Source organism: Actinomycetota bacterium (assembly GCA_035765775.1).
GTDB lineage: Bacteria > Actinomycetota > CADDZG01 > JAHWKV01 > JAOPZY01 > DASTWV01.
This window is the reverse complement of the sequence record DASTWV010000004.1, coordinates 1-14,078: the sequence shown is the minus strand read 5'-3', so window position 1 is coordinate 14,078 and position 14,078 is coordinate 1. Positions and strand designations below refer to the sequence as shown.

Below are 14,078 nucleotides of genomic sequence, written 5' to 3'. Positions count from 1 at the left end.
CATCATTTGGTCGGTCCTTATAGTAGAAAGTCAGCCGAGGGGTGTCAACCGTGGGCAGAGCGCGCTGATGCGTAAATAGGTGAACTATTCAGCAACCGGTCCGACGGTGACCTCCTCGATGACGACCAGGTACTGGCGGTCGTTCATTGCGGGGCGGACGGTGCGTCGACGTAGACGCCGGTGCTGATGGGCGCCGGGACGGGTTGACCTTCCGCACGAAGACCCTCGATGTGGAAGGCGATGGCCTCCTGCATGTGCCGCTCGCACTCCGAACGTGTTCGGCCGGTCGCAACGACCCCCGGAAGGTCGGGCGAGTATGCCGAATAGTTCGAGGATGCGTTCCCCTCGATGACGACGAGGTACCGGCCGATCATTGGCGCTCCCTCATTCCAGCCTGTCTCAGGATGCTCGCAAACGTCTTGGGGTGCAAGGTGTCCTTTGGTTTGCCGACAATTGTCACCAGCCCCGGGAGTTTGGTCGTGCTTGTACTGGCGATGGCTCCCGCTGACTCTCACCAGATGCCAGCCATTCTTCTCGACCAGGTTAAGCGCCCCCCGCACATTCATGCGGTTCGCGTGAGTTCCGTCGCAGTCGCTCCGCTCCTCGCCCGCTCCACCGCTGCCCGGACCTGCGCTGCCATCGGGTCGGCGGCTCCCATGCCGGCTGCTACGCCGGGAGCCCGTGCTGCCCGGGCGAATCCGGGGGCCACCGAGTCCAGCACCGTGGCCCCGGCGGCGACCGCCAGGCCGGCCTGGAAGGTGGGGATCCGCCGGGTCAGCGTGGCCGCCGCCCGCTGGCCGGAGCGCAGCACCCGGCGGCGCAGCGTGAAGCCGAGGACGGCCACCAAGTTGAGCACCGCCATCTGCGCCAGCAGCGACTGGCCCTGCCCGGAGCCCAACAGGGCATCCGCCGCCAGCAGGAGGAAGGTGAGGAAGGCGGCCATGACCACGACAGTCACCAGGGCCCGCAGCAGCGCAAAGGCCCACGCCCACAGCACCACCCGCCCGGAGCGGGGCAGGGCGGCGCCCAGGGCGGCGAAGGGCATGACGGCGATGAGGCCGACTGCCACCACCTGCGCCACCACCACCGTGCCGGCGACCATGCCCAGCGAGACGACCAGGATGCTGCCGGCCACCAGCACCAGCACGGCGACGCCGAGGCGCTCGGTGGAGGGCTGCCGGTTGAAGGCGTAGAGGGCGTGGCAGGCCGGTGTGTCCATAAGGGTGACGATGGTGTCCCGGTCGCCGCCCGGCCCCGCCGCCAGGATCAGGTCCTCCGGTCGGCTGCACGCCGGCGGGACGGGCTGGCCCCACTCCAGCAGCTCATAGGGGCGCCGCACGAAGGCCTGCTCGACCTGGGCGGTGAGCGGGGCCACGGCGGCGTCGAGGCCGCCCAGCGTGAAGCTCCCGGATCCCGGGCCGCCGGACGCAGGGCATCCCGGCGCAGTGCCGAGGGCCACCGTGGCCACCGACCCCGCCAGGTGGGCGGTGGTGCTGAAGGCGGTGTCCAGGAAGCCTTTGGGGCTGGCCAGGAACCAGGTCCCGAAGGCGGCGGCCAGCAGCAGCGAGAGGGCGAACTCGCCGACCCCCCGCCCCAGCCGCCCCCGGAAGACCTGCACCGCCCCGTAGGCGGCGGAGAGGAAGAGGGCCGAACCCACCAGCGGGGCGTAGAAGCCGGACTGGTAGCGGCCGGCCACGGTGGCCATCGGGGCCGCCAGCCGGTTGGCGACACCGAAGGAGAAGGCCCAGCCCACCAGCCACATCCCGACCCCGACCACCCAGCGGACGGTGGCGAAGGTGAGTTCCGTCATGGTCCCCACCGCCTTGCGGGACACCGCGGTGAAGCCGCCCTCGTCGTAGTCGATGGTGTAGTCGCTGAGGGGGAGCGCCGTGGCGGAGACGGCGGCCGGGCCGCACGACGGCTGCGGGATCACCGTCTCCATGAGCGACCCGCCCGGGCCCGGGGCGGGCGGGGTCTGGGCTCCCGCCGGGGCGGCGAGGAACGCCAGCAGCGCCACGACCCCCAGGGCCATCCCAGCGGCGACCCGGGCGGCGACCCGGGCGGCGACCCGGTGGCGGCCCACCCTCATGCGGCGCCCGGCCCGGCGGCAGGAACCTGGGCAACCGGGTTGGTGTCGAAGGCGGCGTGCAGCTCGGGGATCATCGACGCCAGCACCTGCAGCCGGCCCACCCGGTCCCGCACGTCCCGGAAGAAGCAGGCCCCTTCGGGGGCGGCGGTCAGGAAGCCGACGGCCTCGTCGCTCGGCTCGACGCCCACAAAGTGCAGCGCCGCCGGGGCGGCCTGCGCCGACTGCCGGAAGGCGAAGCGGGGGCCGAGCAGGTGGGCGAGCTGGTCGTCACCCAGGTCGTCGGGGTGCTGCGACAGGAGCCAGATGGCGGCGTTGTGCTTGCGCCCGTCCCGGATGCCGTCGAGCAGGAGCGCCCGCCCCTGCAGCGAGGAGGTCAGGCACCAGGCCTCGTCGAACAGGGCGGCGCCGAAGCGCCGGGGGTCGGCGAAGGCCACCGCCCGGGCCACCGCGGCCACCAGGTAGAGCAGGGCCTGGGAGAGCACCTGGTCCGGTAGGAGATGCTGGGCGAGGTGTTCCCGGAGGGCGACCTCCCGGTCCGGCAGGCTGAGGCCGGGAGCGTGGAAGACGAGGTAGTCGGCGTCGAGCGCCACCGGGTCGCCCGGGCCGAAGGCGAAGCGGGCCAACGGGTTGCGCCGGGCATGGCGGAGGATGCGCCAGGCCTGCTCGGCGTGGGGGTCGGCGGGGGCGGCCCGCTCCAGCTCCTCGAGGACCCCGTCCAGGTTCCCGTCCCGGCGGGCTGCCACCTTCTCGACCGCCTCGGCCAGGGCGAGGCCCTGCAGCCCGCCGGGGGCGGCCCCGGTCACCAGGGTCAGGAAGGCGAGGGTGACGCTCACCCGGTCCTCGCCGGCGAAGGCGGTGAGGGGGTCCAGGCAGACGCCCCCGGCACGGGCGAGCGACACCACCTGCGCCCGCCCGGGCAGCACCGGGGCCAGCCGGGCGTACTCCGCCGACGGGGTGCGGTCCAGCACCACCACCTGGCCGCCCCGGGCGAGGGTGGCGTGGACGGCGAGCTTGGCGAAGTAGCTCTTGCCGCTGCCCAGTGCCCCGAACGCGCCCAGCGAACCGGAGCGGTTGACCGAGGGCCCGTAGGCGGGGTCGAACAGCACCGGGCGGAAGGTCCCGGCGTCGGGGCAGTAGCCGAGGAGCATGCCTTGGGGATCGCCGAGGTCGGCTGCCCCGAAGGGCATGCCCGCTGCCAGGTCGCCGGCCAGCAGGTGGTGGACGTAGTCGGTGGCCGGCGTGCGGAGCGGCGAGCCGGGCAGGAGGGCGGTGAGCAGGCCGAGCTGCCCGCCGGTGGGGCGGTGGAGCTGGTACTCGCCGGCGGCGTAGCGGGCCTGCAGCGCGGCGGCCCGCTCCTCCAGGCGGGCCAGGGTGGGCGCCGACACGGCGAAGGCGGTGGTCACCCGCAACTCGGCGTCCGCCGGGTTGGCAGCCAGCTCGGCCCGGAGGTGGCCGAGGTCGTCGATGGCGTCGGCCAGCCCGGGAGGCGCTCCGGCGGGGTCGCCGGCGTACTCGCCCACCTGGCTGCGCAGCTGGCGGGCCTGCCGGCGGGCCGTAGCCTGGGCGGCCTGGTTGGGCACCGGCCGGATGCGCACCCCCCAGTCCACCGGGAACGGGCACTGCTCGGCCGCCACCAGCCATTCGCCGCCGCCCCCCGGGAAGGTGAAGCGGTGCGGCATCCCGGACAGGGCGAGGAGGGCCTGGTATGCCACCCCGGCCTCGGTCTCCACCCGCAGGTAGCGCCGGTGACGGGGGCGGTCGACGTCCGCCGGGTCGCCCCCCTCCTGGAGCAGGGCGTCGGCCAGGGCAACCAGGGCGGGGCCGCCCACAGCGGGGACATCGGGCTGCGGGGCCGGCTGGCCGAGGCCCCGGAGGAGGGCGGACCGGTAGATCCACGCCACCTCGCCCGCGGTGGCGGGCCGCACGGGGAGCAGGAGCTCCAGCCGCCGGCGGAGATGGTCGGCCTGCTCGCCGCGTCGTGCCCGCTCTCCGGCCCGGACCGGACCGGGCGGGAGCCCGAACGCGCCTGCGAAGCCGGCGATGGTCGAACCGGCCACCGACCGGGCGGTCCAGGCCACCGGCCCGGCGGGAAGCTCGGCCGCCAGGAAGAGGTGGCGCTCGGTTGGGTCCAGGTCGCACGCCGCCTCGCCCGCCAGCCGGCAGAGGGTGCGCCAGGCGTCCAGGGGGACGGCGCCCGCACTCATCCGGGCGGTGAGCTCGGCGGGGGCGAGCGGGGCGCACAGCGAGAGCAGCAGCGTCTCGCCGCCGGTGCTCACCAGTGCCGCCCGGGTGCGGCGGTGGAGGTCGAGCTGGTCGTGGCGGGACAGCCAGGCATAGACGGCCGGCTCCACGGCAAAGACCGCCCACACGCCGCCGTACCGGGTCCAGACCAGGTTGCCGGCGAGGGCTCGGGCTGGGAGGTGCACGACCTACCGGAGGGTGGGCTGGACGGGCAGCCGGGCGGTGAGGCGGACCGGCCCGGGGTTGCGCCGGGGCCGTCCGTGGATGCGTCCCGCCCGGGGGAAGCTGAGGTACATGAGGGCGCCCAGGAGGGCCCGCACCGGGCTGCGCCCCTCGACCTGCAGGTGCCGGGCACCCCAGGCGGCAACCGCCGGGAGGGACACCTCGACCAGGAGGTTCCCCATGCGGGGCAGGTGCGCCCACAGTGCCCGGGTCTGGACCAGCACCAGGAGGGTGAGTCCCATGGCGGCGAGCTGGGACAGGCTCAACTGGGTGGGCAGCTGCCAGCCCCCGATCGAGCCGATCACCCACGGGTACCGCCGGGCGTGGGTGTAGGAGCGGCAGGCGATCTCATCAGGCACCGGCATTCCCCCCGGTGCGCCCGCTGATGGCGGGCAGGGAGTGCATCTCCTGGCCGATCTCGTTCTGGAACCACTCGATGTTGGCGGTGCTCCACAGCACCAGCCCGGACAGCAGCACCGCCCCGATGGTGGGGACCAGCGCCTTGGTCTTCCACCACACGTGTCCGATGAACAGGATCCCCGCCACGACGAGGCCTGCCTGGATGAGCTGGCGGATCTCGGCCAGCTTGCCGGTCATCCACGGGATCACTGCGTACCTCCTTGCTTGTCGGGTCCGGTGCCGGGACCTCGGTCGGGCTGGGTTGCGGCGAGCGGGGGTGCGGGCAGGACGGCAGCGACGGCCCAGGCGCCGGCCGTGCGGCGGAGCTCGACGGTGTAGTCGAGGAGCACCGGGATGCCCTGGGCATCGGTGGCGGTGACCCGGGCCTCGGCCAGCCGGTGCGTGCCGGTGGGCGGGGCGAGCGCCAGCGCGCCGACCGTGGCCGTGACGGCCAGGGTGCCCTGGAGATAGGTGGTGATACGGGCGCTGAGGACCGGGTCCGGGACTGTGCCGGTGAGCAGGGCAGGGACGGCGAGGGCGGGTTCTGGGGCCGGAACCGGAGCGGGCACGGCGGCGGGCAGCGTGGTGGCGACCAGGCCGGCGGGCGCGGTCTGGATGGCCACCCGGTAGTACTGGGTCCCCCCGGGCTGGTAGCCGCCCGGGGCCGCGACCAGGACGTCGGCCCCGACGGTGACCGCCCAGTACCCCGGGGCCAGCTCCCGGGTGGCAACGGTCGCCGCCCGGGCGACGTACCGGGCGCCGGCGGTGACGCCCGACAGGTCCAGCGGCCCGTGATAGTAGGCGGCGACCACCGGCTCCTGGCCCGCACCCGCCTCGAGGTAGGCGGCCACGTACAGCTCGGCAAAGCCGGCCAGCCCGTCGGGGGCTGCGGGCGGCGGGGTCCCCGGGGCGGGATGGGCGGCCAGGCCCCGGATGCCCCCCAAGGCGGCGAGCGCGATCAGCACCCACAGCATCCCCGTAGCCACCCGGACCCGGAGGAGGGCGAGCTGGGGCGGCGAGAAAGCCGGCGCGTGCAAGGAAGAGAAGGAAGAAGCGGTGTCCACGGGGGCTCCTGAGGGTGTCGGTCAGGGCAGCGGCGGCAGGGTCACCGGCTCGCCCGGGAAGATCAGGTTCGGGTTGCCGGAGCGGAGATGGGGCCGGTTGCGGGCGACGACATCCACCCAGTACCGGGCCACCTGCTCCGGGCCCGGCGGCGAGGGGGCGCTGGTTCGGCCGGCGGCGAGGGTTACGGCGGCGATGCTCCACAGGCTCTCGCCCGGCAGGACGACGTGCGGGCCGGGCGGAGCGGCCGGTGCCGGGCTCTTCTCCTGCGGGGGTCCGGATGCCGCCGGGGGCAGAGTCGGGGCGGGAGTGGGGGCGGGGACCTCCGTCGAAGACGAGATTTTGGTTCGGGGCAGGGGCGGTCGGAGGCTGGCGGTGGCGGTGACTCTTGCCACCCCCGGGGGCGGGGGGGCGGGTGGCCCGGCGGCAAAGGCCGTGCCCCCTGTGACGGTGGCAGTCACCGCCACGGTGAGGGCGGCGTCCACGAGCCGGCGCAGCCCCCGAGGTGTGGCCCAACCGGCCGCCCGGACGAGGCCCGGGAGCCGGGCCAGGCGGCCGGTCAGGTAGAGGGCGGTGCCGGCCAGGAGCCAACCGGTCAGGCCCACCGCGACCAATCTGAGCACCGCGGCCACGGCATCGGCGGGCGGTGAGGTGGCCAGCCAGGTGCCCCACCCATCGATGCGCAGACCGGGGGTGATGAAGAAGGGGAGCGACCCGAGCCGCAGGAAGGCGGGCAGCGACGCAGCCTCGAGTATCAAGATGGCAACAAGCCGCAGGAACCGGCAAGTAGTGCTTGATCTCGCATGGGTGCGCATCACAAGAGGCATGCTAGCGAGGGACGAGACCGATGTCAACCCCTAGATGTGCCTAGAGATGTGCTGGGATCGAAGTCGTGGTGCAGAGGGGCCATCCATGAGCAGCGGAGCACAGAGATGTGCGGCCTGAAGCTAATCCTCGACGGGGGCGGTCTCCGGGGGGTCGCCGGCTGGGGGCGGGTCGGGCTCGTCGGGCAGGAACAACGAGTCGCTATCGGGCGGCGACTCCTCGGGGTCCGGATCATCGGCGACCAGGACCCGCACCGTCCCGACCGGCTCCAACTCGGCGGCGGGGACGTCAGAGCCGCCGGCGGGCAAGGGGGTGGCCTCGATCCGGGTCGTCCGGGCGCCGGCCCGGCCCTTCCGGCCGGGGGGCGCCCCCTGGTAGCGGACGATGAGGAATCCCACCAGGGCCACCACCAGGATGCAGGTGATCTGGCTCCCGGTGAGTCCCAGGCCGAGCCATCGCTTGTCCACCCGGAGGAAGTCGGTGGCGATGCGGCCGGCGGCGTACAGCCCCGCCCACACCAAGAAGAGCAGGCCCTTCTTGCGGGGCTTGAGGCCGAGAAGGCTGAGGATGCCGAAGATGCACAGGCACCACAGGGCGTCGTACAGGGCGGTCTGGTAGACCTCGATGCCCGGCACGATGCAGCCCGAGGCCGTGGGGTACACGTGCCCTCCGGAGGGGGTCAGGCACGGCGGTGGCGAGATGAGCGTCCCGCCCTTGTAGACCCAGCCCAGGAAGAAGTGCGTCGGCTTGCCCAGGTGGTCGCCGATCACCAGGTCGCCGGAGCGGCCCAGGGCGATGCCGATGGCCAGCCCCGGGGCGCCGAGATCGGCGAACTCCCAGAAGTCGAGGCTGTTGCGCCGGAAGTAGAGCCAGGCGAGCAGGGTGCCCCCCAGCAGGCCCCCGACCAACGAGATCCCGCCCTTCCAGATCTCGACCCACTGCACCGGGGACGTGTAGCTGCTGAAGTGCCCGACGACGTAGGCGATGCGGGCACCGAGGATCGCCCCGACGACGCCCCAGGCGGCGGTGTTCCAGGCATGGTTCTCGTCGATGCCGTTGGCCCGGCACCGGCGGGCCAGCAGCCAGGCCCCCACGAGGCACCCGAACGCGATGCCGACCCCGTGCGGGGAGAACTGCACGGGGCCAATGCCGATCCGCGGTATGACTTTCCAGCCGAGCATGGGAACCGGGGCCAATCCTATGGCCTACCGGTCGGCAACGGGCTCTGAGTAGAATGCGCCCCAGGAGCAGGCACCTTGGGGTGGCTCACAGCATTGGGAGGTTGAGAGGCCGATGACGTACGTGATTTGCGAGCCCTGCAACGGCGTGAAGGACCGCGCCTGCGTCGACGAGTGCCCCGTCGATTGCATCTACGAGGGGGACGACCAGCTGTACATCAACGCTGCGGAGTGCGTGGACTGCGATGCCTGCCTGCCCTCGTGCCCGGTGGACGCCATCTACCCGGGAGACAACGTGCCGGCGGAGTGGAAGAGCTTCCTCCAGAAGGCCACGGATTGGTTCGCCGCCCGTCCCGATGCCTCCGGTGGTGCCTCCGAGAGCCCGTTCGCGCCCAGCGAGGAGCGGGGCTAAATAGCGGACACAGGGCAACGTCCGCTCGAATCCCGCCTCGGCGAAAAGCTGTCGATCCTCTACCGGCTTGGCCCTGCGGAGGCCGAGGCCGGGCACCCCTTCAGCGAGGTGGTCGGCGTCCTGCAACGGGTCTCCCGGTTGCCTGAGGGGGGCCGCACCCTCCACGTCTGCCGGCGCGACGGCTCCCTGGTGGCCGTGGCGGAGGCGGACATCGTCCGGATGAAGTTCGTGCCCACGCGCCGCCCCTGAGCACCCGGCTCGGCCCTCTGGAGACCCAATGGGTGCCCGATGAGGGCCCATTTTTCTGCCAAAATATTGCGATGCCGAAGTTCGGAAAGCCTGGCCGCGACGAGCTGGAGAAGCTCAAGGAGTTCGCGGCCACGCACCAGGGGGTCGAGGGCTACCTGGAGCCGCAGACGGCGACCTACGACCAGACCCTGCTCCTGGTGGCCCGGGGCGGCGAGCACGCCCGGGCGGCGATCTCCGACCGGCGCAAGGCCGAGCAGTTCTGCAAGAAGGTGGGCATCCCCTTCTACGACGCCGCCATCGTCGGGTACCCGGAGCGGATGCGGGGCCGGCGGGCGTCGAAACCGGCGGTTCCGGACGCCCCCAGCCCGGCGGAGCTGGAGGCCTGGTTCAAGGCCGAGTCCTCCGCCGAAGGGGACTGAGCGCCGGGCACGGCCGGAGGCGGTGACCGATCTCATCGCCGGCAAGCTCGACCTGGCGGTGGCCCGAACCTGGGGGCTACCCCCTTCCGAAACCGGGACGGGGCCCGATAGGAAATTTGTGCATCGCTGAGCAGGATTATCCTGTTTACCGGTGCACAAACAGGCTCCTCGCTGTATCCAAGGTGGGTAGGTGGCCGGATACTATTGAGGGGAGGCAGCTCCTAGGGGTTTCGGACCCGATCGTGGCCCTCCTCGTCCTTGCATCGCCTCTCCTTTCCGCTGATGCCGGAGTCTGGGCCGTGGCGGTCCGGTTCCGGCGATCGAATGAGGCCCCCCGCCGGGACGCTCGCGCGGGTATGTGACGCTCTGCGGACATTGTGTGAACATTGCGGGAACATTGCGGGAACAGGGGATGAATACTTTGATTCCCTTGATTCCGGGCGATTGCCGGGTTCCCGGCGGCGATCTCGGCGCGCGGGGCCTCCCGCCAAAGGGGGTATCCTGAAAAGGCACCGAACGTCTTTGCTTCCCCGGAGCTGCCGGGAAGCACTTGAGCCGGGAGGACGAGAATTGGAAGCCGGGACGATTGAGACCCAGCCGCAGGTGATCAACCTCACCGAGACGGCAGCCAAGAAGGTACGCCAGCTCCTGGATCAGGAGGGCAATCCGGAGTACTTCCTGCGGGTGGCCGTCCAGCCCGGTGGGTGCTCAGGCCTGCGCTACTCGCTGTACTTCGACGACCGCCCCATGGAGGGCGACAACCTCAACATCATCGAAGGTGTGCCCGTGCGGGTGGACCGCATGTCGGCGCCCTACCTGCGGGGCTGCAAGGTCGACTGGCTGGAGACGCTGCAGCAGTCCGGGTTCTCGATCGACAACCCGAACGTGCACGGCACCTGCGCCTGCGGCGACTCGTTCCACTAGAGGTTCCTTTTGCCGGCCCCGCCCTGGAGGGCGGGGCCGGTGCGCGTCCGGCGCAGTACCTGGAAGGGACTTCGCATGCGCACATGCGATAGTGCATGTCGTCATGCACCATGGACTGGCATAATCGTATGGTGGGCAAGACCATCCAGATCCGGGACCTCGACGACGACGTCTATGCCGCCCTGGTCCGGCGCGCCGCCGAGGCCGGAGTCAGCGTTCCCGAGCTGCTGCGGGCGGAGGCAGTGCGCCTCGCCTCTCGGCCGACAATGCAGGAGTGGCTTCGCCGGACGCGCACCAGGTCGTCGTCAATCGGGCGGGCCGAGATCCTGGCGGCGCTGGACGAGCATCGGGGCCCGTGGCCGGAAGGGTGACCGCCGATGCTTGTCCTGGACGCGTCGTGCCTGTTCGAGATCCTTGCCGGGGAGGCGGCGGCTGAGGCCATAGGTCGTCGCATGCGGGCCGATCCCGATCAGGCCGCTCCGCACGTCATCGATGTGGAGGTATTCGGGATCGTACGACGGGAGTTTCTCCGGGGCAACCTTGACCGCACCGCCGCGACGCAGGCGATCGACGAATTGGAATCTTGGCCCGGGGAGCGGTTCGGGCACCGGGCTCTCCTCGGGCGGGCGTGGGAACTCCGGGACACGGTACGGGGATGGGACGCTATGTACGTGGCACTCGCCGAAGCTCTCGGGGCGGCACTGCTCACCGCTGATGCACGGTTGGCCGCGGCCGTTGGTCCGCGATGCCCGATCGAGGTTGTCCCTCTCAGTGGCCCGTCGAGCTGAAGTGCTGGTAGTCGGGCGTGCCGGCCCAGTTGCCGCCCCAGCCCCACCCGATGGACGCGAACGCTCGCACCAGCTCGCCCCCGGGCACCGCCATGCCCGGGCGGACGTCGGAGCGGTTGACGTAGGCGGTGGCGTTCGGGGGCTGGACCTGGCCGCCCTCCAGGTACGGGTTCTCCACCGTGTTCACGTCGATGGCCAACCCGTAGGCGTGCTCTGACCAGGTGGGCGGCCCGGCGGCGACGGCATCCCGGCAGTTGAAGCCGGCGGTGTTGTCGGCGGCGGTCGAGGCGGGGTCGCTGCCGCCGTAGTCGCTCACCGGGCGCATCGAGCGGATGGGGAAGCGCTCGCCATACAGGGTGCGGAACACCGTCTCGACCGCCGGCACCACCGAGGTGGCCACCACGATGCGCCCCTCGTGGGGCTGGTTGTCGAAGCCCCAGTAGGTGAGGGTGATGCCGCTGAGCTGGTCGGGCGCGACCGGGCAGCCGGCGTGCCAGGTGGCTCCCAGGTCGCTGGCGTCCTCCTGGGACACGGTGGCGCTGAAGGCGGCCGGGGGCGTGGGACTGGCCGGGGGGGAGGGCAAATGGGAGGCCGACGGGGAGGGCGGCGCCGGCGCGGACGGAGGCGGGGCAGGGAGCGATTGGCGAGGGCGTGCTGGGGAGCAGCCGATGCCTGCCAGCGCCACCACGACCAGGAATACGACGGCACGGCCCGCCGGGCACATGCCCTCACCCTACGACCGGGATAGGGTCGGCGGATGAAGTGCGCCGTGCTGTGGGGGGCGCTCGCGGTGCTTCTGGCCGCGTGCGGCACGCAGGGGGCGCCACCCGGTCCGGGCTCGCCGTCGGCACCGGCCCCGATCACGCCCGTGGTCGGCGCACCGGCGGTGTCGTCCTCCTCCCCGGCCCCAACCGTGGTCGCCCCGGCCACCGCCCCCGCCGGGTGCCCGGCGGGCCTGGCCTCCGAACTGGCCGACACGCACGGGGCGGCCCAGCTCGTCACCGTCGTGGCGCCCTCGTACGCCGCCACCGCCGGGACCGTCACGCTCTGGCAGCGGTCCGGGGCGTGCTGGACCGTGGCCGGTGGCCCGTGGTCGGGTCGGCTGGGGGAAACCGGCGTCTCGGACCACCACCGCGAGGGCGACGGCTCGACGCCCACCGGGGCCTACGGCATCGGCGCGGTCATGTACGGCATCGCCCCCGATCCCGGGGTCCGGTACCGCTACCACCAGCTGGTGTGCGGCGACTGGTGGGACGAAGATCCCGCCTCGGCGACCTACAACACCTTTGAGCATGTCGCATGCGATACGACCCCACCCTTCGGGGGCGGGAGCGAGGCCCTCTGGAAGCAAACCGTTGCCTACCAGGCGTTCGCGGTCGTGGACTACAACGCCCACCCACCGGTGCCGGGGGCGGGCTCGGCGGTGTTCCTGCACGACGACGTGGCCGGTCCGACCGCCGGGTGCATCAGCCTCCCGCCCGCCCAGCTGCTCACCACCCTGCGCTTGTTGGATCCCGCCGCCCACCCCCTGATCGTCGTCGGCACCGCCGCCGAGATCCGCCGCTTCTGACCGGGTCTGGGGCACGGCCATCGCGCTCCCGGGCGGAGATCCACGACGGCGCCGCCCGCTGTGCGGTGAAGCTCACGCGGTGGGTCAGGTCATCGACCTCGAGCACGCCCGGATGGTACAGGCCGCGTAGGATGCGGAGCCCACCCCGAAGGGAGTCAGCCATGCCGAGCTACTGGATCATCGTCGGGAGCCCCGACAACTTCGCCAAGACCGAGGCCCTCGGGTTCACGATCCAGGGCATGAAGAGCCGCCAGCGGCGCAAGGCTGAGCGGATGGAAGCGGGGGACAAGTTCGCCTGGTACATCACGGGCGAGCAGGCCTTCGCCGGCTACGCCACGATCACCGGGTCCGCCTTCGAGGACCACGAACCCATCTGGGTGGGCAAGAAGGACGGCGAGGACTACCCGTGGCGGGTGCCGATCGCCAAGGACGTTGTCCTGCCGAAGGACCGCCGGGTGGGCGCTGAGGGCGTCGCCCGGCGGATGACCTACGTCTCCAAGTGGCCCGCCGAGCACTGGCGCCTGGCGTTCCAGGGCAACGTCCACGAGATCCCGGAGTCCGATTTCGCGCTGCTGGCGGGCGAGATCGACAGCGCCGCCTCCGAAGCGGCGTGAAGCCGGAGTGCTGAGGGTGACCGACGGGTTTCGAACCCGCGACCTTCGGGACCACAACCCGACGCTCTACCAGCTGAGCTACGGCCACCATGTCCGGGGGCAGAGCCTTCCGGAGACTAACGCTGGGCACGGGGATACCTCCAGCATTTCGATGGTAGCGCACCGGTGAAGGGGACCGCCGACGTTGTGGTCGTGGGGGGCGGCATCATCGGCTGCGCCACCGCCGCCGAGCTGGCCCGGGCCGGCGCCGCCGTGGTGCTGGTGGAGCGGGGCCCGATCGCAGCCGGCGCCTCGGGGCGCAACCACGGCCTCATCTTCACCCCGGAGGACCCCGGCCTGCGGGCGCTGGCCGGTGCCTCGATGGCCCGCTACCGGGAGTTGGCGGCCGAGAGCTCGCAAGTCGGTATCGGCCTCGACGCCGAGCCGGTGGGCCTGCTGGTGGCCGTGACCCAGGACCACCAGTGGGAGGCCGCCCGCCGGGAGGCGGCGGGTGCTGCCCGCGGCGGGCGGCCGGTGGAGTACCTCGACGCCGCCGGGGCCCGGGCGGCGGAGCCGGCGCTCGGCCCGGGCGTGCTCGGCGGCTACCTGATCGGCGACGGGTACCGGGTGGACCCCGCCGCGCTCACCCTCGCCCTGGCCTACCGGGCGCGGGCGTCGGGGGCCGAGGTGGCCACCCACACCGAGGCGAAGCAGGTGCTGGCTCCCGGGGGGCGGGTGCGGGGGTTGGCCACCGACGCCGGGGTGATCACCACCGAGATCGTGGTGGATGCCGCCGGCCCCTGGGCAGCCAAGCTGGCCCGGTCGGTCGCCCAGCCGCTGCCCATCGGGGGGGTGCGGGGCTGGCTGCTGCTCACCGCCGCCCGACCCGGGTTGATGCACCACCTCGTGGTCTCCGCCGGGTGGCACCTCCCCGGCCGGGCGGGTGCGCCTGGGCCGGCCACGGTGGCGGCGCATGGCAGCGGCGCGCCCGTGCCCCGGGACGTCGGCACGCTGGTGCAGCAGAACCCCGACCAGCACATCCTCCTGGGCGGGTCCCGGGCCCCGTCGCTCGACGCCGACGGCTTCGAGGAGGCATCGGCGACCACC

17 protein-coding genes and 1 tRNA gene are annotated in these 14,078 nt (G+C 72.5%); 8 read left to right on the top strand and 10 right to left on the bottom strand.

All coding sequences use genetic code 11. The features are described 5' to 3' along the window. Positions 1–143 precede the first annotated feature (143 nt). The 8 genes from VFW71_00645 to VFW71_00610 form a co-directional block, all read right to left on the bottom strand. Complete coding sequence (locus VFW71_00645; GenBank protein HEU5001272.1) at positions 144–566, bottom strand: type II toxin-antitoxin system HicB family antitoxin; 423 nt, start codon at positions 564–566, stop codon at positions 144–146. Next, positions 563–2,089, bottom strand: coding sequence for a hypothetical protein (locus VFW71_00640; GenBank protein ID HEU5001271.1), 1,527 nt, complete (start codon positions 2,087–2,089; stop codon positions 563–565). Before VFW71_00640 ends, VFW71_00645 begins: the two co-directional genes overlap by 4 nt. Further along, entirely contained in the window at positions 2,086–4,515 is a 2,430-nt protein-coding gene (locus VFW71_00635; GenBank protein HEU5001270.1) for an ATP-binding protein, read from the bottom strand. Before VFW71_00635 ends, VFW71_00640 begins: the two co-directional genes overlap by 4 nt. 3 nt (positions 4,516–4,518) lie before the next feature. Beyond that, on the bottom strand, positions 4,519–4,911 hold the full coding sequence (locus VFW71_00630; protein HEU5001269.1) for a TcpE family conjugal transfer membrane protein: 393 nt from the start codon (positions 4,909–4,911) through the stop codon (positions 4,519–4,521). Beyond that, entirely contained in the window at positions 4,904–5,161 is a 258-nt protein-coding gene (locus tag VFW71_00625; protein HEU5001268.1) for a hypothetical protein, read from the bottom strand. The genes VFW71_00630 and VFW71_00625 overlap by 8 nt, the downstream gene beginning before the upstream one ends. Then, positions 5,158–6,015 carry a hypothetical protein gene (locus tag VFW71_00620; GenBank protein HEU5001267.1) on the bottom strand — a complete coding sequence of 286 codons (858 nt, stop codon included), beginning with the start codon at positions 6,013–6,015 and terminating at the stop codon, positions 5,158–5,160. Before VFW71_00620 ends, VFW71_00625 begins: the two co-directional genes overlap by 4 nt. A 21-nt stretch (positions 6,016–6,036) precedes the next feature. After that, positions 6,037–6,771 (bottom strand): hypothetical protein, encoded by a 735-nt coding sequence (locus VFW71_00615; protein HEU5001266.1) that lies wholly within the window; start codon positions 6,769–6,771, stop codon positions 6,037–6,039. Between the two features lie 189 nt (positions 6,772–6,960). Beyond that, entirely contained in the window at positions 6,961–7,977 is a 1,017-nt protein-coding gene (locus VFW71_00610) for a prolipoprotein diacylglyceryl transferase family protein (GenBank protein ID HEU5001265.1), read from the bottom strand. A 154-nt stretch (positions 7,978–8,131) separates the two neighbouring features. Here VFW71_00610 and VFW71_00605 point away from each other — a divergent pair, with 154 nt between their 5' ends. From VFW71_00605 to VFW71_00585, 5 genes are all read left to right on the top strand, one after another. Continuing rightward, positions 8,132–8,428, top strand: coding sequence for a ferredoxin family protein (locus VFW71_00605; GenBank protein HEU5001264.1), 297 nt, complete (start codon positions 8,132–8,134; stop codon positions 8,426–8,428). 320 nt (positions 8,429–8,748) lie between these two features. Further along, the gene (locus VFW71_00600) at positions 8,749–9,096 is read left to right on the top strand and encodes an oxidoreductase (GenBank protein HEU5001263.1); all 348 of its coding nucleotides are present in this window, start codon (positions 8,749–8,751) and stop codon (positions 9,094–9,096) included. Between the two features lie 570 nt (positions 9,097–9,666). Beyond that, a complete protein-coding gene (locus VFW71_00595) occupies positions 9,667–10,020 on the top strand; it encodes an iron-sulfur cluster assembly accessory protein (GenBank protein ID HEU5001262.1) in 354 nt (117 codons plus the stop codon). 128 nt (positions 10,021–10,148) lie between these two features. After that, positions 10,149–10,391, top strand: coding sequence for an antitoxin (locus VFW71_00590; GenBank protein HEU5001261.1), 243 nt, complete (start codon positions 10,149–10,151; stop codon positions 10,389–10,391). Positions 10,392–10,397: 6 nt separating this feature from the next. Continuing rightward, positions 10,398–10,808 (top strand): PIN domain-containing protein, encoded by a 411-nt coding sequence (locus VFW71_00585; protein HEU5001260.1) that lies wholly within the window; start codon positions 10,398–10,400, stop codon positions 10,806–10,808. Here the strand turns inward: VFW71_00585 and VFW71_00580 are convergent. Further along, the gene (locus VFW71_00580) at positions 10,789–11,532 is read right to left on the bottom strand and encodes a M15 family metallopeptidase (GenBank protein HEU5001259.1); all 744 of its coding nucleotides are present in this window, start codon (positions 11,530–11,532) and stop codon (positions 10,789–10,791) included. The two genes, VFW71_00585 and VFW71_00580, sit on opposite strands and share 20 nt — an antisense overlap. Positions 11,533–11,565: 33 nt before the next feature. Between VFW71_00580 and VFW71_00575 the strand changes: the two genes are divergently transcribed. After that, a complete protein-coding gene (locus tag VFW71_00575) occupies positions 11,566–12,378 on the top strand; it encodes a L,D-transpeptidase family protein (GenBank protein ID HEU5001258.1) in 813 nt (270 codons plus the stop codon). Between the two features lie 161 nt (positions 12,379–12,539). Next, the gene (locus VFW71_00570) at positions 12,540–12,992 is read left to right on the top strand and encodes an EVE domain-containing protein (GenBank protein ID HEU5001257.1); all 453 of its coding nucleotides are present in this window, start codon (positions 12,540–12,542) and stop codon (positions 12,990–12,992) included. Positions 12,993–13,007: 15 nt separating this feature from the next. Here VFW71_00570 and VFW71_00565 read toward each other — a convergent pair. Further along, positions 13,008–13,080, bottom strand: a tRNA-His gene (locus VFW71_00565). Positions 13,081–13,157: 77 nt separating this feature from the next. On the opposite strand from VFW71_00565, the gene VFW71_00560 reads away from it, so the two are divergent. Then, on the top strand, positions 13,158–14,078 hold a 921-nt coding region (locus VFW71_00560; GenBank protein HEU5001256.1), incomplete at its 3' end, for an FAD-dependent oxidoreductase.